The organism is Streptomyces sp. NPDC004435 (assembly GCF_042873895.1).
In the GTDB taxonomy this organism is placed as follows: domain Bacteria; phylum Actinomycetota; class Actinomycetes; order Streptomycetales; family Streptomycetaceae; genus Streptomyces.
Genome location: NZ_JBIAMB010000005.1, coordinates 152686 through 171022, shown reverse-complemented (window position 1 = coordinate 171022; position 18337 = coordinate 152686). Strand labels below are relative to the sequence as shown.

14 protein-coding genes, 1 pseudogene and 1 riboswitch are annotated in these 18337 nt (G+C 71.1%); of the genes and pseudogenes, 11 read left to right on the top strand and 4 right to left on the bottom strand.

What is annotated here, in order from left to right:
• The first annotated feature begins 127 nt into the window (after nt 1-127).
• Nucleotides 128-1102, top strand: a complete 975-nt coding sequence (locus ACFYT9_RS10855; protein ID WP_389162238.1) for a carbohydrate kinase family protein — start codon at nt 128-130, stop codon at nt 1100-1102.
• A 116-nt stretch (nt 1103-1218) separates the two neighbouring features.
• Here ACFYT9_RS10855 and ACFYT9_RS10850 read toward each other — a convergent pair whose 3' ends face one another.
• Nucleotides 1219-2604, bottom strand: coding sequence for a cysteine desulfurase/sulfurtransferase TusA family protein (locus ACFYT9_RS10850; protein ID WP_389162236.1), 1386 nt, complete (start codon nt 2602-2604; stop codon nt 1219-1221).
• Nucleotides 2605-3413: 809 nt separating this feature from the next.
• On the opposite strand from ACFYT9_RS10850, the gene coxB reads away from it, so the two are divergent.
• The 4 genes from coxB to ACFYT9_RS10830 all read left to right on the top strand — a co-directional run bounded on the left by coxB (nt 3414) and on the right by ACFYT9_RS10830 (nt 7874).
• Nucleotides 3414-4379: a cytochrome c oxidase subunit II gene (gene coxB / locus ACFYT9_RS10845; protein ID WP_360313653.1), complete on the top strand. Its 966-nt coding sequence runs from the start codon at nt 3414-3416 to the stop codon at nt 4377-4379.
• Nucleotides 4376-6109 (top strand): cytochrome c oxidase subunit I, encoded by a 1734-nt coding sequence (gene ctaD / locus ACFYT9_RS10840; RefSeq protein WP_360313651.1) that lies wholly within the window; start codon nt 4376-4378, stop codon nt 6107-6109. Before coxB ends, ctaD begins: the two co-directional genes overlap by 4 nt.
• On the top strand, nt 6106-6504 hold the full coding sequence (locus tag ACFYT9_RS10835) for a cytochrome c oxidase subunit 4 (protein WP_360313649.1): 399 nt from the start codon (nt 6106-6108) through the stop codon (nt 6502-6504). Before ctaD ends, ACFYT9_RS10835 begins: the two co-directional genes overlap by 4 nt.
• Before the next feature lie 113 nt (nt 6505-6617).
• On the top strand, nt 6618-7874 hold the full coding sequence (locus ACFYT9_RS10830; RefSeq protein WP_387274178.1) for an Ig-like domain-containing protein: 1257 nt from the start codon (nt 6618-6620) through the stop codon (nt 7872-7874).
• Nucleotides 7875-7895: 21 nt separating this feature from the next.
• On the opposite strand, the gene ACFYT9_RS10825 is transcribed toward ACFYT9_RS10830, so the two are convergent.
• Nucleotides 7896-8297, bottom strand: a complete 402-nt coding sequence (locus ACFYT9_RS10825; RefSeq protein WP_376596759.1) for a hypothetical protein — start codon at nt 8295-8297, stop codon at nt 7896-7898.
• Between the two features lie 202 nt (nt 8298-8499).
• On the opposite strand from ACFYT9_RS10825, the gene ACFYT9_RS10820 reads away from it, so the two are divergent.
• The 6 genes from ACFYT9_RS10820 (at nt 8500) to ACFYT9_RS10795 (ending at nt 15684) form a co-directional block, all read left to right on the top strand.
• Nucleotides 8500-9120 (top strand): heme-copper oxidase subunit III, encoded by a 621-nt coding sequence (locus ACFYT9_RS10820; RefSeq protein WP_376596761.1) that lies wholly within the window; start codon nt 8500-8502, stop codon nt 9118-9120.
• Nucleotides 9121-9194: 74 nt separating this feature from the next.
• Complete coding sequence (locus ACFYT9_RS10815) at nt 9195-10004, top strand: c-type cytochrome (protein ID WP_376596763.1); 810 nt, start codon at nt 9195-9197, stop codon at nt 10002-10004.
• Nucleotides 10001-11053 carry a Rieske 2Fe-2S domain-containing protein gene (locus ACFYT9_RS10810; protein WP_376596765.1) on the top strand — a complete coding sequence of 351 codons (1053 nt, stop codon included), beginning with the start codon at nt 10001-10003 and terminating at the stop codon, nt 11051-11053. Before ACFYT9_RS10815 ends, ACFYT9_RS10810 begins: the two co-directional genes overlap by 4 nt.
• Entirely contained in the window at nt 11050-12675 is a 1626-nt protein-coding gene (locus ACFYT9_RS10805) for a cytochrome bc complex cytochrome b subunit (RefSeq protein WP_387274174.1), read from the top strand. The genes ACFYT9_RS10810 and ACFYT9_RS10805 overlap by 4 nt, the downstream gene beginning before the upstream one ends.
• A 128-nt stretch (nt 12676-12803) precedes the next feature.
• Nucleotides 12804-13868, top strand: a complete 1065-nt coding sequence (gene trpD / locus ACFYT9_RS10800; protein WP_387274172.1) for an anthranilate phosphoribosyltransferase — start codon at nt 12804-12806, stop codon at nt 13866-13868.
• Between the two features lie 88 nt (nt 13869-13956).
• A riboswitch (SAM riboswitch) is annotated at nt 13957-14073 on the top strand.
• Nucleotides 14074-14280: 207 nt separating this feature from the next.
• Complete coding sequence (locus tag ACFYT9_RS10795) at nt 14281-15684, top strand: aminotransferase class V-fold PLP-dependent enzyme (RefSeq protein WP_389162231.1); 1404 nt, start codon at nt 14281-14283, stop codon at nt 15682-15684.
• Here ACFYT9_RS10795 and ACFYT9_RS10790 read toward each other — a convergent pair.
• Together ACFYT9_RS10790 and ACFYT9_RS10785 are read right to left on the bottom strand one after the other, a co-directional pair.
• Nucleotides 15645-16888 (bottom strand): annotated as a pseudogene (locus ACFYT9_RS10790) (glycerate kinase); the annotation flags it as partial. The gene ACFYT9_RS10795 and the pseudogene ACFYT9_RS10790 overlap by 40 nt on opposite strands.
• Nucleotides 16843-18273: an SLC13 family permease gene (locus ACFYT9_RS10785; protein ID WP_389162229.1), complete on the bottom strand. Its 1431-nt coding sequence runs from the start codon at nt 18271-18273 to the stop codon at nt 16843-16845. The gene ACFYT9_RS10785 and the pseudogene ACFYT9_RS10790, both read right to left, overlap by 46 nt.
• Nucleotides 18274-18337: the final 64 nt, after the last annotated feature.

Here is an 18337-nt window from a genome sequence, read left to right as displayed (position 1 = left end):
CGCACCGTATGCACCACCCGCCTCCGGAGAAAAGGCCTACTCTGGGGTAGTTTCCACTGTTCGGCAGCGCGCCCGGTACCGGGTAGCGTGGATCGTCATCACCCTTCACCCGCAGGAGCGCCCAGCCGTGCGTATCGCAGTCACCGGCTCCATCGCCACCGACCACCTCATGACCTTCCCCGGCCGATTCGCCGACCAGCTCGTGGCCGACCAGCTCCACACGGTGTCCCTCTCCTTCCTCGTGGACAACCTCGACGTCCGCCGCGGCGGTGTCGGCCCCAACATCTGCTTCGGCATGGGCCAGCTCGGCGGCAGCCCGATCCTGGTCGGCGCGGCCGGCTACGACTTCGACGAGTACCGCGCCTGGCTCGACCGCCACGGCGTCGACACCGCCTCCGTCCGCATCTCCGAGGTCCTGCACACCGCGCGCTTCGTCTGCACCACGGACAAGGACCACAACCAGATCGGGTCCTTCTACACCGGCGCCATGAGCGAGGCCCGCCTCATCGAGCTCAAGGCCGTCGCCGACCGCGTCGGCGGACTCGACCTCGTCCTCATCGGCGCCGACGACCCCGAGGCGATGCTGCGCCACACCGAGGAGTGCAAGACCCGCGAGATCCCCTTCGCGGCCGACTTCTCGCAGCAGATCGCCCGCATGGACGGCGAGGAGATCCGCGTCCTCCTCGACGGCGCCACCTACCTCTTCTCCAACGAGTACGAGAAGGGGCTCATCGAGTCGAAGACCGGCTGGACCGACGAGGAGATCCTGTCCCGCGTCGGCCACCGTGTCACCACGCTCGGCTCGCGCGGCGTCCGGATCGAGCGCGCGGGCGAGCCCGCGATCGAGGTCGGCTGCCCGGAGGAGGAGGCCAAGGTCGACCCCACCGGTGTCGGCGACGCCTTCCGCGCGGGCTTCCTCACGGGCCTCCAGTGGGGCGTCGGCCTGGAGCGGGCGGCGCAGGTCGGCTGCATGCTCGCGACGCTGGTCATCGAGACGCTCGGCACGCAGGAGTACACGCTGCGCCGCGCCAACTTCATGGACCGCTTCACCAAGGCATACGGCCACGAGGCCGCCACCGAGGTCCACGCCCACCTCGGCTGACCCCGCGCGGGGCGCGGCCTGCCGGGCTGCGCCCCGTCCCGGACGGACCTCCGCGGGGGCGTACTTCCGCTCCGGCGGAACGTACGCCCCATGACGGAGCGGCGGCGCGCAGGGGGTTACGACGTGCGGCGGACCACGTAGGCGTGGCCGCCGGACGGTGCGGGGGACGCGCCCTCGTACCGCTGCCCCCGCATCTCGCACCACGCGGGGATGTCCAGCCGCGCCGCCTCGTCGTCCGAGAGCACCGTCACCGTGCCCCCGACCCGCACCGACCCGATCACCTTCGCCAGCTCGATGACGGGGATCGGGCACCGCTTCCCCCGCGCGTCCACCACCAGCTCCCCGCCCTCGTCCGGCACCGCGGCGCCGGTCGACGGCACGCCCAGCCGCTCGCGTACCGTCGCGACGACCCCGGGAAGCACCTCCAGGAAGCGGTCCACGTCCTCCTCCGAGGTCCCGCCCGGGAGGGAGACCCGGACGTTCCCCTCGCTCAGCACCCCCATCGCGCGCAGCACATGGCTGGGCGTCAGCGTCGAGCTGGTGCACGACGAACCGGATGAAACGGAGAAACCCTCCCGATCCAGCTCGGACAGCAGCGTCTCCCCGTCGACGTACAGGCAGGAGAAGGTGACGAGGTGGGGGAGGCGCCGCACCGGGTCGCCCACCACCTCCACGTCCGGCACCAGCTCCGGAACCCGCGCCCTGATCCGGTCGACGAGCGCCCGCAGCCGGGCGCCCTCCGCCGCCGCCTCGGCCCGCACCGCGCGCAGAGAGGCCGCCGCGGCGACGATCGCGGGCAGGTTCTCGAAGCCGGGCGCGCGGCCCGACTCCCGCTCGTCGGAAGGCCCTTGAGGAGCGAACCGCACTCCCTTCCGTACCGCGAGCAGCCCCACGCCCGCCGGTCCTCCCCACTTGTGCGCGCTCGCCGCCAGCAGCGACCAGCCCTCCGGCACCGGCCCCCAGCCCAGCGACTGGGCCGCGTCCACCAGCAGCGGCACCCCGGCCGCCCGGCACGCCTCGGCGACCTCGGCCACCGGCTGCTCCGTTCCCACCTCGTGGTTGGCCGACTGGAGACAGGCGAGCGCGACCCCGTCACCGAGCTCCGCGGCGAAGGCCTCGGGGTCCACCGCGCCGGTCCGGCCGACCGGAACCTCCGTCACCGCCCCGCCGGCCGCCGCGTGCGCCTCGCCCGCGTGCAGCACCGAGGAGTGCTCGACGGCCGAGACCACCAGCCGGGCGCCGACCCGCCGGCGTCCGGCGAGCGCGCCCGACACGCCCGAGTGGACGGCGCGTGTCCCCGAAGGAGTGAAGACGAGTTCGTCGGGGCGACAGCCCACCGCCTCCGCCGCGGCCTCCCGCGCCGCGTCGAGCAGCAGCCGGGCCCGCCGCCCCTCCCGGTAGAGCCGGGCCGGGTCGGCCCACCCCTCGTCGAGGGCGGCGAGCAGCGCCTGACGGGCGACGGGGTGAAGAGGAGCGGCGGACGCGGCGTCGAAGTACGGCATCCGCCCACCGTAGAGCCTGCGCCCGACGCCTCCCCGCCCAGCCACGGCCCCCGCCGTCTCCGCCCCCACGGCCCGCTGTCTCCGCCCCCACGGCCCCTGCCTCCTCCGCCCCCGCGGCCCCTGCCTCCTCCGCCCCCGCGGCTCCTGTCTCCTCCGTCCCCGCGCCCCCGCCTCCTCCGTCCCCGCGGCCCCCGCCGGCCACGAGCCGAACGCCCCGCCCCTGGTCACAGGCCCAGAGCCTCCCCCTCCACCGGCCACTGCTGCTCCGCCCCCTCTCCCTCACCCGCAGGGCGGGCCCCCGGCCCGCGCCGCCGGCCGCCCCGACCTGTCACCAGCCCCACCCGCCCACCCGCGCCACCGGCTGCCCCCGCCAGGCCTCCCCACTGCCCGCCCCCGGCCGCCCCCCCCGTGCCCCCGGCCGCCCCGCCCCCGGCCGCCCCCAGGCCACCACCCGCCCCGCCCCCCCACGCCACCCCACCGACCACAGGCGCGCCCCCCCCGCGGGCCGGGCCCGGCGGCACGAGAAGGATCCGCCCGCGACGGGTGAGCCTGCGTCAGAAGAGCGCCCCCACCCACCCCCAGACCCCCGAACGGGCGCTTCCGGTCGCTCGGCGGAACGTTCGGGTCCACCCCTTCGGGGACTCGGACGGCGCGTTGGGCACCCTCCCCGCGCGACCCCAAATAGCGTCCAGTAGGGTTTGGTCCGCATAAACATCCAAACCCCTGCCCGCGGCCGGGGCGGCGACCGACCAGCGAGACGGACGGCCGTGGCCGACCAACGCGGGCCGAGACTCTCGGGAAGGCGCTACGTGAGTCCCAACGGCTCCGACCGCTCGTCGCGGCGCCCGATGCGGCGGAAGCTGCCGCAGGTGCTGACTGCGGGCCTGATCCTGGCGACAGCCACCGGCTGCTCGTACAACTGGGAAGACTTCCCCCGCCTTGGCATGCCCACCCCCGTCACGGAAGAGGCGCCTCGGATCCTCTCCCTGTGGCAGGGGTCCTGGGCCGCCGCGCTCCTCACCGGCATCCTGGTGTGGGGCCTCATCCTGTGGTCGGTCATCTTCCACCGGCGCAGCCGGACCAAGGTCGAGGTACCTCCGCAGACCCGCTACAACATGCCCATCGAGGCGCTGTACACGGTCACCCCCCTCATCATCGTCTCGGTGCTCTTCTACTTCACCGCGCGCGACGAGTCGAAGCTCCTTGCCCTCTCGGATAAGCCGGCCCACACGATCAACGTGGTCGGCTACCAGTGGAGCTGGGCCTTCAACTACATCGAGGACGTGCCCGGCGTCGAGGGTGACGCGAAGACGGACAAGAACCTCGCGTCCATTCCGGACAAGTACATCAAGCAGTTCCCGGAGAACGCGGGCGGCGTCTACGCCGCCGGCATCCCCGGCGACCGCAACCCGCAGACCGGCAACCCGGGCCCGACCCTGTGGCTGCCGAAGGGCGAGAAGGTCCGCTTCGTCCTCACCTCGCGTGACGTCATCCACTCCTTCTGGGTGGTGCCGTTCCTCTTCAAGCAGGACGTCATCCCGGGCCACACCAACGTCTTCGAGGTCACCCCGACCCAGGAGGGCACCTTCCTCGGCAAGTGCGCCGAGCTGTGCGGTGTCGACCACTCCCGGATGCTCTTCAACGTCAAGGTCGTCTCCCCGGAGCGCTACCAGGCGCACCTGAAGGAGCTGGCCGAGAAGGGCCAGACCGGCTACATTCCGTCCGGCATCGAGCAGACGGACCCGGCCAGGAACGCGGAGAAGAACCAACTGTGAGCATCCCCAACGAAACCAAGGGTGCCGCGGCTGAGGACTCGTACGAGAACGAGCTGCCCGTCCGCCGCAAGCAGCCCGGCAATGTGGTGGTGAAGTGGCTGACCACCACCGACCACAAGACCATCGGTACGATGTACCTGGTCACCTCGTTCGTGTTCTTCATCATCGGCGGCCTGATGGCGCTCTTCATGCGCGCCGAGCTGGCCCGTCCGGGCACGCAGATCATGTCGAACGAGCAGTTCAACCAGGCGTTCACGATGCACGGCACGATCATGCTGCTGATGTTCGCGACGCCGCTGTTCGCCGGATTCGCGAACTGGATCATGCCGCTGCAGATCGGCGCGCCCGACGTGGCGTTCCCGCGGCTGAACATGTTCGCCTACTGGCTGTACCTCTTCGGCTCGATCATGGCGGTGGCCGGCTTCCTCACCCCGCAGGGTGCGGCCGACTTCGGCTGGTTCGCCTACTCCCCGCTGTCGGACGCGGTCCGCTCGCCGGGTGTCGGCGCCGACATGTGGATCATGGGTCTGGCCTTCTCCGGCTTCGGCACGATCCTCGGCTCGGTCAACTTCATCACCACGATCATCTGCATGCGCGCTCCGGGCATGACGATGTTCCGCATGCCGATCTTCACCTGGAACGTGCTGCTGACCGGTGTCCTGGTCCTGCTCGCCTTCCCGGTCCTCGCGGCGGCGCTGTTCGCCCTGGAGGCGGACCGCAAGTTCGGTGCCCACGTCTTCGACGCGGCCAACGGCGGAGCCTTGCTCTGGCAGCACCTCTTCTGGTTCTTCGGACACCCAGAGGTGTACATCATCGCCCTGCCGTTCTTCGGCATCGTCTCCGAGGTCATCCCGGTCTTCAGCCGTAAGCCGATGTTCGGCTACATCGGTCTGGTGGCCGCGACCATCGCGATCGCCGGTCTGTCCGTGACCGTGTGGGCCCACCACATGTACGTCACAGGCGGCGTGCTCCTGCCGTTCTTCTCCTTCATGACGTTCCTCATCGCCGTACCGACCGGCGTGAAGTTCTTCAACTGGATCGGCACGATGTGGAAGGGCTCGCTGTCCTTCGAGACGCCGATGCTCTGGACGATCGGCTTCCTGATCACCTTCACCTTCGGTGGTCTGACCGGCGTCATCCTGGCCTCGCCGCCGATGGACTTCCACGTCTCGGACTCGTACTTCGTGGTGGCGCACTTCCACTACGTCGTCTTCGGCACCGTCGTCTTCGCGATGTTCGCCGGCTTCCACTTCTGGTGGCCGAAGTTCACCGGCAAGATGCTGGACGAGCGCCTGGGCAAGATGACCTTCTGGACGCTGTTCATCGGCTTCCACGGCACCTTCCTGGTGCAGCACTGGCTGGGCGCCGAGGGCATGCCGCGTCGTTACGCGGACTACCTGGACGCCGACGGCTTCACCGCGCTGAACACGATCTCGACGATCTCGTCGTTCCTGCTCGGCCTGTCGATGCTGCCGTTCTTCTACAACGTGTGGAAGACCGCCAAGTACGGCAAGAAGGTCGAGGTCGACGACCCGTGGGGCTACGGCCGTTCGCTCGAGTGGGCGACGTCCTGCCCGCCGCCGCGGCACAACTTCCTCACGCTGCCGCGGATCCGTTCGGAATCGCCCGCGTTCGACCTGCACCACCCTGAGATCGCGGCTGTCGACCAGCTGGAGAACAAGCCGCACGAGGCCGCGGCCCTCACGGGCAGCAAGGAGGCCGGCAAGTGAAGATCCAGGGCAAGATGTTCATCTGGCTGAGCGTCTTCATCCTTGCCATGGCGGTCCTGTACGGCGTCTGGAGCAAGGAGCCGGTCGGTACGACGGCGCTCTTCCTGGCCTTCGGCCTCTCCATCATGATCGGCTACTACCTGGCCTTCACGGCCAAGCGTGTCGACGCGATGGCCCAGGACGACAAGGAGGCCGACGTCGCGGACGAGGCCGGCGAGGTGGGCTTCTTCGCCCCCCACAGCTGGCAGCCGCTGTCGCTGGCCCTCGGTGGAGCGCTCGCGTTCCTCTCGGTCGCGATGGGCTGGTGGATCATGTACTTCTCCGCCCCGCTGATCCTCGTCGGCATCTGGGGCTGGGTCTTCGAGTTCTACCGCGGTGAGAACCAGAACCAGTAGCAGCACCCCGCAACACCCCCGAGGGGCCCGGTCACTTCGTACGCGAAGCGGCCGGGCCCCTCTTTTGCACCGCTCGGCGCGCCTGCGCGCGGAAGTGTCCTTAGCGTGAAGTCATGAACGACACGCCGCGCATTCGGACTGTTCTGAGCTGCACCCTCCTGGCCCTCACCGTCACCGCGGGCGCGGCGGCGTGCGTGGGCGGTCCGGACGGGCACCCGCTGTCGGCGACCCCGTACGACGCTGCCGACCAGATCGCCTTCGCGGCGGCCGACGGGACCCGGCTCGACCCCGAGAAGCCCCTGGAGATCACCGCCAAGGGCGACGAGGGGCGCCTCACCGACGTCACCGCGACCGACGCGGCCGGCCGCCACCTCGCGGGCGAGCTCACCGCGGACGGGCGTACCTGGCGCTCCACGGGCTCACTGGCCGCCGGGACCCGCTACACCGTCAGAGTGGCCACGGAGGACGAGGACGGGGCCCCTGGCGCCCGTACGTACACCTTCGAGACAGCTCCGACCAAAAGGGCCCTGACCGTCACCTTCGGGCCGGAGGCGGGCACCTACGGCGTCGGACAGCCGATCACCGCCGACCTCAGCCTCCCCGTGAAGGACCGGGCCGCGCGCGCCGTCGTCGAACGGGCCCTCAAGGTCCGCTCCACGCCCGCCGTCGAGGGCTCCTGGTACTGGGTGGACGACAAGAAGCTGCACTTCCGCCCGAAGGAGTACTGGCCGTCCGGCGCGCTCGTCTCCGCCACCGCCAACCTCGACGGCCTCCGGGTCGGCGACAAGCTCTACGGCGGCCCGTCCACCCCGCTGCGGCTGAAGATCGGCGACCGCGTCGAGGCCGTCGCGGACGCCTCGACCCACTACATGACGGTCCGGCGCAACGGAGAAGTGATCAACACCATTCCGGTGACCACCGGGAAACCGGGCTTCTCCACCCGTAACGGGATCAAAGTGGTGCTCGGCAAGGAGTACTACGTCCGGATGCGCGGCACCAGCATCGGCATCGCCGAGGGCAGCTCCGAGTCGTACGACCTGCCGGTCTACTACGCCACCCGGGTCACCTGGAGCGGCGAGTACGTGCACGCCGCCCCCTGGTCCGTCGGCTCCCACGGCGTCGCCAACGTCAGCCACGGCTGCGTGGGCATGTCCACCGGCAACGCCGCCTGGTTCTACGAGACCGTCCGCCCCGGCGACATCGTCCGGACCGTCAACAGCTACGGCGAGCTGATGGACACCTTCGGCAACGGCTTCGGCGACTGGAACATGGAGTGGGAGAAGTGGCGCCGGGGCAGCGCCCTGGTGGCCGAGAAGGGCGACCCCTCGGCCACCGAGGTCACCAAGGCCCGCCTCCGGCCCGCGCTCTGACCGGAGGCCGACCGATCACCCTCAGGAGGCGATCGAGAGGCGCGTGCGGAGCAGGGCGGCCAGGGACGCCGCGAACTCGACCGGTTCCACCGGAAGGGTGACCGCGGCGTCCGCGCGGCTCCAGGTGGCCAGCCAGGCGTCCTGCGGGCGGCCGATGAGCAGCAGGACCGGCGGGCAGCGGAAGACCTCGTCCTTGATCTGCCGGCAGACGCCCATGCCGCCCGCCGGGACGGCCTCGCCGTCCAGCACGCAGACGTCGATCCCGCCCTCGTCAAGGTGCTTCAGCACGGCCGGGAGCGTCGCGCACTCCACGAACCGCACCGGGGGCACGTCCGCGGCGGGCCGCCGCCCGGCGGCGAGCCGGACCTGCTCCCGGGTGTTCGCGTCGTCGCTGTAGACCAGGACCGTGGCACTCGACTGCATCGTTCCTCCGTCCGGAAGGCGGGCCGGTCGTCCTCGACCGGTGCGCGGGATGCTACTCCGCTCCACACCCCGTCAACACCCGTTCAACACCTGTTCGAAGGGTGCCGGGAGGCCCGCGCGATGGGCCGTTCGGGCTGGACACACCCCCCTGACACTCCGAACGGCACCCCCCGGAGTGAGGGCGGGATAAGCGACCGACATAATGTCGGTCGTGGCGACAGTAACGACAGTAGATACCGGGCACGCGCACCCGTCGGTCAATCGACCGAACCTCACCAGCGTCGGAACCATCATCTGGCTGAGTTCCGAGCTGATGTTCTTCGCGGCCCTCTTCGCGATGTACTTCACCCTGCGATCGGTGACCGGTCCCGAGTTCTGGACGGAAAAGGCCGACGCCTTGAACTTTCCGTTCGCGGCGACCAACACCACGATCCTGGTGCTCTCCTCGCTCACCTGCCAGCTCGGCGTCTTCGCCGCGGAGCGCGGTGACGTGAAGAAGCTCCGGACGTGGTTCATCATCACGTTCGTGATGGGTGCGATCTTCATCGGCGGCCAGGTCCTGGAGTACACCGAGCTGGTCAAGCACGAGGGCCTCTCGCTCTCGTCCGACCCGTACGGCACGGTGTTCTACCTGACCACCGGCTTCCACGGCCTGCACGTGCTGGGCGGTCTCATCGCCTTCCTGCTGGTCCTCGGCCGGACGTACGCCGCCAAGAGGTTCACTCACGAGCAGGCAACCGCCGCCATCGTCGTGTCCTACTACTGGCACTTCGTCGATGTCGTCTGGATCGGCCTCTTCGCCACGATCTACATGATCAAGTAGTCGGTCACCGCCCGTCGCGGCGGACCGACATCCAGCAAGCATCGACGCAGAAGATCCTGACACCGGGGTAATCCGTGAAAAAGCTCTCCGCACGACGACGCCATCCGCTGGCGGCGGTCGTCGTCCTACTTCTCGCGCTGGCGGCCACGGGGGGGCTGTACGCCGCGTTCGCGCCCGCGGGCACGGCGAAGGCCGATGAAACCGCCCAGTCCCTCGCCATCGAGGAGGGCAAGAAGCTCTACTCCGTCGGCTGCGCCAGCTGCCACGGAACCGGCGGTCAGGGCACCTCTGACGGCCCGTCCCTCGTCGGCGTGGGCTCCGCCTCCGTGGACTTCCAGGTCGGCACCGGCCGCATGCCGGCGCAGCAGCCGGGCGCCCAGGTCCCGAAGAAGAAGGTCATCTACACGCAGGCCGAGATCGACCAGCTCGCGGCGTACGTGGCCTCCCTCGGAGCCGGCCCGACCACGCCGAAGCAGGGCCAGTACGACCCCGCGGGTGCCGATGTCGCCAACGGTGGCCAGCTGTGGCGCACCAACTGCGCGCAGTGCCACGCCTTCACCGGTGAGGGCGGCGCCCTGACCCACGGCAAGTACGCCCCGAGCCTCGACGGCGTCAGCCCGAAGCATCTCTACGAGGCCATGCAGACCGGCCCGCAGAACATGCCTTCCTTCCCGGACACGACCATGCCGGAGAAGGAGAAGAAGGACATCATCGCGTACGTCCAGGCCGTCAACGGCGACAAGACCGTCAGCCCGGGCGGCCTCTCGCTCGGTGGCCTCGGCCCCGTCTCCGAGGGCCTGTTCGCCTGGGTCTTCGGTCTGGGCGCACTGATCGCAGTTGCCATCTGGGTCGCGGCCCACACCGCTAAGGCCAAGAAGTCATGAGTAGCCAAGAGATTCCAGAAGAGAACCTGCCGGCAGGGCAGGACACCGCGCACGGCGCGGTGAAGGTCGCGGACAACCCGTTCGTCGACCCGGGCCTTCCGCCCCACAAGCCGCGCATCCAGGACATCGACGAGCGGGCCGCCCGCCGGTCCGAGCGCGCCGTCGCCTTCATGTTCGTGCTGTCGATGCTGGCCACCGTCGGCTTCATCGCCTCGTACGTGATCTTCCCGGTCGACAAGAACGTGTACATCTGGCCCTTCGGCCACGTGTCCGCGCTCAACTTCGCGCTGGGCTGGACGCTCGGTCTCGCCCTCTTCTTCATCGGCGCGGGAGCGGTCCACTGGGCCCGCACCCTGATGTCCGACGTCGAGGTCGCGGACGAGCGCCACCCGATGGAGGCGTCGCCCGAGGTCAAGGCGAAGGTCATGGCGGACTTCGCGGCCGGCGCCGCCGAGTCCGGCATGGGCCGCCGCAAGCTCATCCGCAACACCCTGTTCGGCGCGCTGGCCATGGTGCCGCTCTCCGGCATCGTGCTGCTGCGTGACATGGGCCCGCTGCCCGAGCGGAAGCTCCGCACCACGCTGTGGGCCAAGGGCAAGCTGCTCATCAACATGAACACGCACGAGCCGCTGCGTCCCGAGGACGTGGCCGTCGGCTCGCTGACCTTCGCGATGCCCGAGGGCCTCTCCGAGCACGACCACCACTTCCAGGTGGAGATCGCCAAGGCCGCCCTGATGATCGTCCGGATCCAGCCGGAGGACATCAAGGACAAGCGCGAGCTCGAGTGGTCGCACGAGGGCATCGTCGCCTTCTCGAAGATCTGCACCCACGTCGGCTGCCCGATCTCGCTGTACGAGCAGCAGACCCACCACGTGCTCTGCCCGTGCCACCAGTCCACCTTCGACCTGTCCGACGGCGCGCGAGTCATCTTCGGCCCGGCCGGTCACGCGCTCCCGCAGCTGCGGATCGGCGTGAACGACGAGGGCTTCCTCGAAGCGCACGGCGACTTCGACGAGCCCGTCGGTCCCTCTTTCTGGGAGCGCGGATGAGCACTGTGACCAACACGGAGAAGAAGGCGCCCGCCGGTGAGCGGATCGCCGACTGGGCCGACGGTCGCCTGGGGATCTACACGCTGGCCAAGGCCAACATGCGGAAGATCTTCCCGGACCACTGGTCCTTCATGCTGGGCGAGATCTGCCTCTACAGCTTCCTCATCATCATCCTGACGGGCGTCTACCTGACGCTGTTCTTCCACCCGTCGATGAACGAGGTGGAGTACGCCGGACCATACGTCCCGCTCCAGGGACAGCTGATGTCCGAGGCGTTCAACTCGACCATGCACATCTCGTTCGAGGTGCGCGGTGGTCTGCTCATCCGGCAGATCCACCACTGGGCGGCGCTGATCTTCCTCGCCGGCATGTTCGTGCACATGATGCGCGTCTTCTTCACGGGCGCCTTCCGCAAGCCGCGTGAGATCAACTGGCTGTTCGGCTTCCTGCTGTTCTTCCTGGGCATGTTCACCGGCTTCACCGGTTACTCGCTCCCGGACGACCTGCTCTCCGGCACCGGTGTCCGCTTCATGCAGGGCGCGATCCTGTCGGTGCCGATCGTCGGCACCTACCTGTCGATGTTCCTCTTCGGCGGCGAGTTCCCCGGCGGCGACTTCGTGGCCCGGTTCTACTCGGCGCACGTGCTGCTGCTCCCCGGCATCATGCTGGGCCTGGTGGTCGCGCACCTGATCCTGGTGTTCGTCCACAAGCACACGCACTTCGAGGGCCCCGGCCGGACGAACAAGAACGTCGTCGGCATGCCGCTGCTCCCCGTGTACATGGCCAAGGCCGGAGGCTTCTTCTTCCTGGTCTTCGGCGTGATCACGGTCATCGCGGCGATCGCCTCGATCAACCCGATCTGGGCCCTCGGCCCGTACCGCCCGGACCAGGTGTCCACCGGCGCCCAGCCCGACTGGTACATGGGCTTCGCCGAGGGTCTGATCCGTGTCATGCCGGGCTGGGAGATCAACCTCTGGGGCCACACGCTCGTCCTGGGCGTGTTCATCCCGCTGGTGATCTTCCCGCTGGTCCTCGCGGCGATCGCGGTCTACCCGTTCATCGAGTCCTGGATCACCGGCGACAAGCGCGAGCACCACATCGCGCAGCGCCCGCGCAACGCTCCGACGCGCACCGCCTTCGGTGTCGCCTGGATCACCGCGTACATGATCATGCTCGTGGGTGGTGGAAACGACCTCTGGGCGACCCACTTCCACCTGTCGATCAACTCGATCACCTGGTTCGTGCGGATCTTCTTCTTCGTCGGCCCGGTCATCGCGTTCATCGTCACCAAGCGGATCTGCCTCGGCCTCCAGCGCCGGGACAAGGACAAGGTGCTGCACGGGCGCGAGTCCGGCATCATCAAGCGCCTGCCGCACGGTGAGTTCGTCGAGATCCACGAGCCGCTCAGCCAGGGCGAGCTGTACAAGCTCACCGCGCACGAGCAGTACCAGCCCGCCGAGCTGCCGCCGGCCGTCGACGAGAACGGCGTGGAGCGGAAGATCGGCGCGGTCGAGAAGCTCCGGGTCAAGCTCAACAAGGGCTACTACGGCGACGACAACCAGATCGCCAAGCCCACGCTCGACGAGTACAAGGAGATCCAGAGCGGCCACGGCCACCACTGAGACCTCCTGACCTCCTGAGCAGGTCGCCACGGCGAGAGCCCCGTCCATTCGATGGACGGGGCTCTTTGCCGTACCCGTGGATCGATAGGCTGGACCCCGTATCCGACGCACGATCATCAGGAGCTGCCATGAGCGCTGTGACCCCCGCTGGAGGACCGACCACGGCGGGCCGCTCCTGGCCCGTCCTCCTGAACGGCCTCCTGGAGGGGAAGGACCTCTCCGCCGACGACACCGCCTGGGCGATGGACCTCATCATGAGCGGCGAGGCGACCGACGCCCAGATCGCCGGCTTCATGGTGGCGCTCCGGGCCAAGGGCGAGACCGTCGAGGAGATCAGCGGACTCGTCCGGACCATGTACGCGCACGCCAACACCATCGAGGTGGCGGGACCGGCCGTCGACATCGTCGGCACCGGCGGCGACGGCGCCAAGACCGTCAACATCTCCACGATGGCCTCCATCGTCGTCGCCGGCACCGGCACCAAGGTCGTCAAGCACGGCAACCGGGCCGCGTCCTCCGCCTCCGGCTCCTCCGACGTCCTGGAGAAGCTCGGCATCAACCTCGGCCTCACCCCGCAGCGGGTCGCCGAGGTCGCCGAGGAAGCCGGCATCACCATCTGCTTCGCGGTGCGCTTCCACCCCTCGCTGCGGCACGTCGCCGCCGCCCGCGGCCAGCTCGGCATCCGCACCACCTTCAACGTGCTCGGCCCGCTCACCAACCCGGCCCGGGTCAAGGCCCAGGCCGTCGGCGTCGCCGACCCCCGGATGGCGCCGATCGTCGCCGGCGTCTTCGCCGAGCGCGGCAACTCGGCGCTGGTCTTCCGCGGCGACGACGGCCTCGACGAGCTGACCATCACCGGCACCTCCCGGGTCTGGGTGGTCCGGGACGGCTCGGTGCGCGAGGAGGTCTTCGACCCGAAGGACGTCGGCCTCGACTACGCGCCCCTGGAGGCCCTGCGCGGCGCCGACGCCTCGTACAACGCCGACGTCGCCCGCCGCCTCCTCGCCGGCGAGACCGGGCCGGTACGGGACGCGGTGCTGCTCAACGCGGCGGCGGCGCTCACCGCGCTGGAGCCCGGCGAGGGCACCCTCGCGGAGCAGCTGCGGGCCGGCATGGCACGGGCCGCCGAGTCCATCGACTCTGGCGCCGCCCGCACGGCCCTCGACCGCTGGATCACCGCCAGCAACGCGTGACGGCCCCGCCGCGCGGTCCGCGAGACACCCGTTCCGAAATACGGACGGGGTTGCGCGGACCGCGAGCGGTGGCATACGTTCGGCAACAGGTCATGAGCGACAGCCCTCAAGCCCCGGCTGGCTGTCCGGCAACCCTCCGTCCGTGGCGGGGTGCCCCGGGTGAAGACCAGGCCGTGGACAGCAAGGTCCTCGGCAAGCGCGGACCCCTGCGCCATCCCTGGGGTCCTGGTCCTCGAGGGAGCGGTCTCGTGAGCAAGCGAATGCGTTAGGGCCTCCGGCCCCTTCCTCCCACCTCCGCACGGCACCCTTCTCGCCGCGCGTCGAGGTCAACACCCGTACACGGCGGGCGTCCTGGCGACGCCGCCCGCGGGTCCTTCACGCCACTCGCCTTGTCCTGCCGGGAGATACCGCCATGTCCGCACGCCCGAACGCCGCCGTCACCACCTCCGACGTCACCGCCGCCGACTCCGCCGACGCCTGCTGCACCGCCCCGCTGGCCGTCCTCGGCCGCGACGTCACCGTCCCGCTCGTCACCGGCGGCGAGGTGACCTACGCGGCCCTCGACTACGCCGCCAGCGCCCCCGCCCTCCAGCGGGTCTGGGACGACGTCGCCGCCTACGCCCCGTACTACGGCAGCGTCCACCGCGGCGCCGGCTACCTCTCCCAGCTCTCCACCGACCTCTTCGAGCAGAGCCGCGTCACCGTCGCCGAGTTCCTCGACTGCCGCGAGGACGACCAGGTCGTCTTCACCCGCTCCACCACCGACTCGCTCAACCTCCTCGCCCAGGTGGTCCCCGCCGACTGCCAGGTCTTCGTCTTCGAGACCGAGCACCACGCCTCCCTGCTGCCCTGGCGCGACGCCCAGGTCACCTACCTCAACGCCCCCCGCACGCCCGGGCAGGCCGTCGAGACCCTGGAGCGCGCCCTCGCCGACCGGGACCCTTACGGTCCCGCCCTCGTCTGCGTCACCGGCGCGTCCAACGTGACCGGCGAGCTGTGGCCGGTCCGCGAACTGGCCGCCGCCGCCCACGCGCACGGCGCCCGGATCGTCCTCGACGCCGCCCAGCTCGCCCCGCACCACCCGGTCTCCGTGCGCGAACTGGACGTGGACTGGGTCGCCTTCTCCGGGCACAAGCTCTACGCGCCCTTCGGCTCCGGCGTCCTCGCCGGACGTGCCGACTGGCTCCGGGCCGCCGAGCCGTACCTGGCCGGCGGCGGCGCCTCCCGCACCGTGGCCCGCCGCGCCGACGGCGGCGTGGACGTCGAGTGGCACACCACCGCGGCCCGCCACGAGGCCGGCTCCCCGAACGTCATCGGCGTCTACTCCATCGCCTCCGCCTGCAAGGCGCTGACCGAGGCCGGCTTCGACACCCTGGTCGCCCGCGAGCGGCACCTCATCGACACCGTCCGCTCCGGCCTCGCCGAGGTCCCCGAGGTCCGCGTTCTCTCCCTCTTCGGCGACGACGCCCCCCGGGTCGGCGTCATCTCCTTCGTCGTCGACGGCTGGAACAGCTCCCACTTCGCCGCCGCCCTCTCCGCCGAGTACGGCATCGGCGTCCGCGACGGCCTCTTCTGCGCCCACCCGCTCGTCCGCACCCTGCTCGGCTCCGACGCCCAGGACCCGGGCGAGTGCGGCGCCCCGGAGCCGGCCGCCCCCGGCGAGCGGTCCCTCAACGCGATCCGCGTCAGCTTCGGCGCCGGCACGCCGGACGAGCACGTCGAGCGGTTCGTCGGCGCCGTGAAGGAGCTCGTCCGCGACGGCGCCCAGTGGAAGTACCGCACCGAGGACGGCCGCTGCGTGCCCGACCGCGGCTGAGCGCCGGGGTTCAGGCCGCGAGCCGGGTGCCGACCAGCACCATCCGCAGCGCCCGCTCGGCCGCGTCCGCCAGGAACTCGCCGCCCCGGTCGAGTGCTTCGGGCAGCGCCACCGGCGCGGGCAGGATCGAACCGTAGGCGTCGACCCCGACCGCCCGCACCTCGTGGGCGCCCTGCCCGAGCGTCCCGGCCAGCGCCAGGACCGGCACCCCGTGGGCCTTGGCCCGGCGCGCCACCTCGGCCGGGACCTTGCCCCGCACGGTCTGCCCGTCCAGCGCGCCCTCCGCGGTGATCACCAGATCGGCGCGGGCCAGCCGGGCGTCCAGGTCGACGTGGTCGAGCAGCACCTCGAAGCGGGGGAGCAGCCGGGCGCCGAGCGCGGCGAGTCCGGCGCCGAGCCCGCCCGAGGCCCCGGACCCCGGGGCCGTGGCGAGTCCGGCGGGCGCGCCGAGGTCCCGTACGAGCAGGGCGGCCCAGCGGTCCAGGGCCGCCGCCAGCTCCTCGACCCGCTCCGGACCCGCGCCCTTCTGCGGGCCGAAGACCCGGGCCACGCCCCGCTCGCCGCAGAGCACGTTGTACGGATTGCAGGCCACGAGCAGTTCGGTGCCGGCCAGCCGCGGGTCGAGCCCGGCCGGGTCGATCCGGTCCAGCCGGGTCAACGCGGCACCCCCGGAGGGGAGTTCGACTCCCTCGGAGTCCAGGAGCCGGGCGCCGAGGGCCTGGAGCGCACCCGCTCCGCCGTCCGAGGTGCCGGAGTCGCCACAGCCGACGAGGATGCGGCGGGCGCCGGCGTCCAGTGCCGCCCGGACCAGTTCGCCCACCCCGTAGGTGGTGGTGGACCCCGGGTCGCGGCGGTCGGCCGGCACCAGGGACAGGCCCGCGACGGCCGCCATCTCGACCACCGCGGAGGAGTGGTCGAGAAGCGCGAAGTGGGTGCGGACCGGGGCGCCGACGGGGCCGGTCGCGATCCGGGGCAGCAGCCTGCCCCCGGTCGCGGCCGCCAGCGCCCGCGCGGTGCCCTCGCCGCCGTCGACCAGCGGGATCAGGTCGACGACGGCGTCCGGGCGGACCCGGCGCAACCCCTCGGCGATGGCCTCGGCGGCCTCGGGGGCGGAGAGGGACTCCTTGAAACCGCTGGGGGCGACGGCGATGTGAAGGCTCACGGCTGGGACTCCAGAAGGACGGGCACGCCGAGCAGCGGCCAGACGAACAGGGCGAAGAGCAGCACCAGGACGGCGCTGAGCGGGGCGAGCACGGCGGAGAGCCGCAGCAGGTCGCGCGGGGTGAAGGTGGGGACGCCGTCCGGGGGTTCGGCGAAGAGGGCGACCGGCTTCGCGGAGGCCGGCAGCGTGTGGCAGAAGCCCGCCGCGGCGGTGGAGGCGAGCGCCGCGGCCACCGGGTCGACCCCGGCGCCGACCGCCGCGGCCACGACCAGCGGCACCAGGACCGAGGAGCGGGCCGAGCGGGACTGGAGCACCAGATGGGCGGCGGTGCTCACGACGACGACCACGGTGAGGAAGGCCCACGGGGGGACCCCGCCCGGCATCCCGCCGACCAGCCAGCCGGCCGCGCCGGAGTCGACCAGGGCGACGCCCATCGCGGTGGTCGCCGCCATGAAGAGCAGCATCGGCCAGGGCACCGACCGCAGCCCGTCCTTCATCCGGACGGTGCCGAGCGCGGGGGAGGAGGCCACCACCGCGCCGATCAGCGCGACGACGGCGGGCGAGACCCCGTGCAGCGGTTCGGCGCACCACAGCACGACGACCGTGCACAGCAGCAGCAGGCAGCGCTGCTCGGGCGGGGAGAGCGGGCCCGACACCGGGGTGGCGGAGTGCTCCTGGAGCGCGCCGAGGGTGATCCGTACGGGGCCGCGCCGGTCCTCGCGCCGGGTGGAGGTGAGCAGCACCGCCTCCGCCGCGAGATGGGAGGAGACCACCGCGAGCGGCAGGCCGAGGACCAGCCAGCGGGCGAAGCCGATGGACTCGCCGGTCTGCTCCAGGAGCACCCCGACGGTGATGAGGTGGGCGCCGGCGCCGATCAGGGTGGCGACGGCCGACAGCAGGATGACGGTGGGGAAGAGCAGGGCCAGCATCACCACGAGCCGGCGCCGCTCGGCGAGGGAGCGGGCGAGGGCGAGGAAGACCGGCAGGGCCAGCGCGGCCCGCCCCGAGGTCGCGGGGACGGCGAAGGCGGTGACGACCAGTGCGGCGGTGGTGAGGTGGACCAGCTGGCGCACGGACCGGGCCCCGGTGACGAGGAAGGCGGCCGCGCGGCCCGCGAGCCCGGTCCGGGTCACCGCGGCCGCGAGGACGAAGGCGCAGATCAGCAGCCAGACGGTGGCGTCACCGAGGGTGGCGAAGAGGGTGTCGGCGCTGAGCACCCCGGTGACGGTCAGGGCGAGCCCGGCGCCCAGCGCGATGTAGGTGTCGTCGACGGGGGCGGCGATCCAGGCGCAGGTCGCGAGGGCGAACACGGCCAGGGTCAGCCGGGCCTCGCCGCCCAGGCCGGGGGCGGTGCCGGGGACGGCGAGCACCGCGCAGGCGCTGAGCGCGAGGCAGAGCCACACCGTCTGTCGGAGGGAGAGGTTCACGTGATCCACCCTCGGGGCGGCCGGTGAGCCCTCGATGAGCCCTCCATGAAGGAAGGTTCACGCA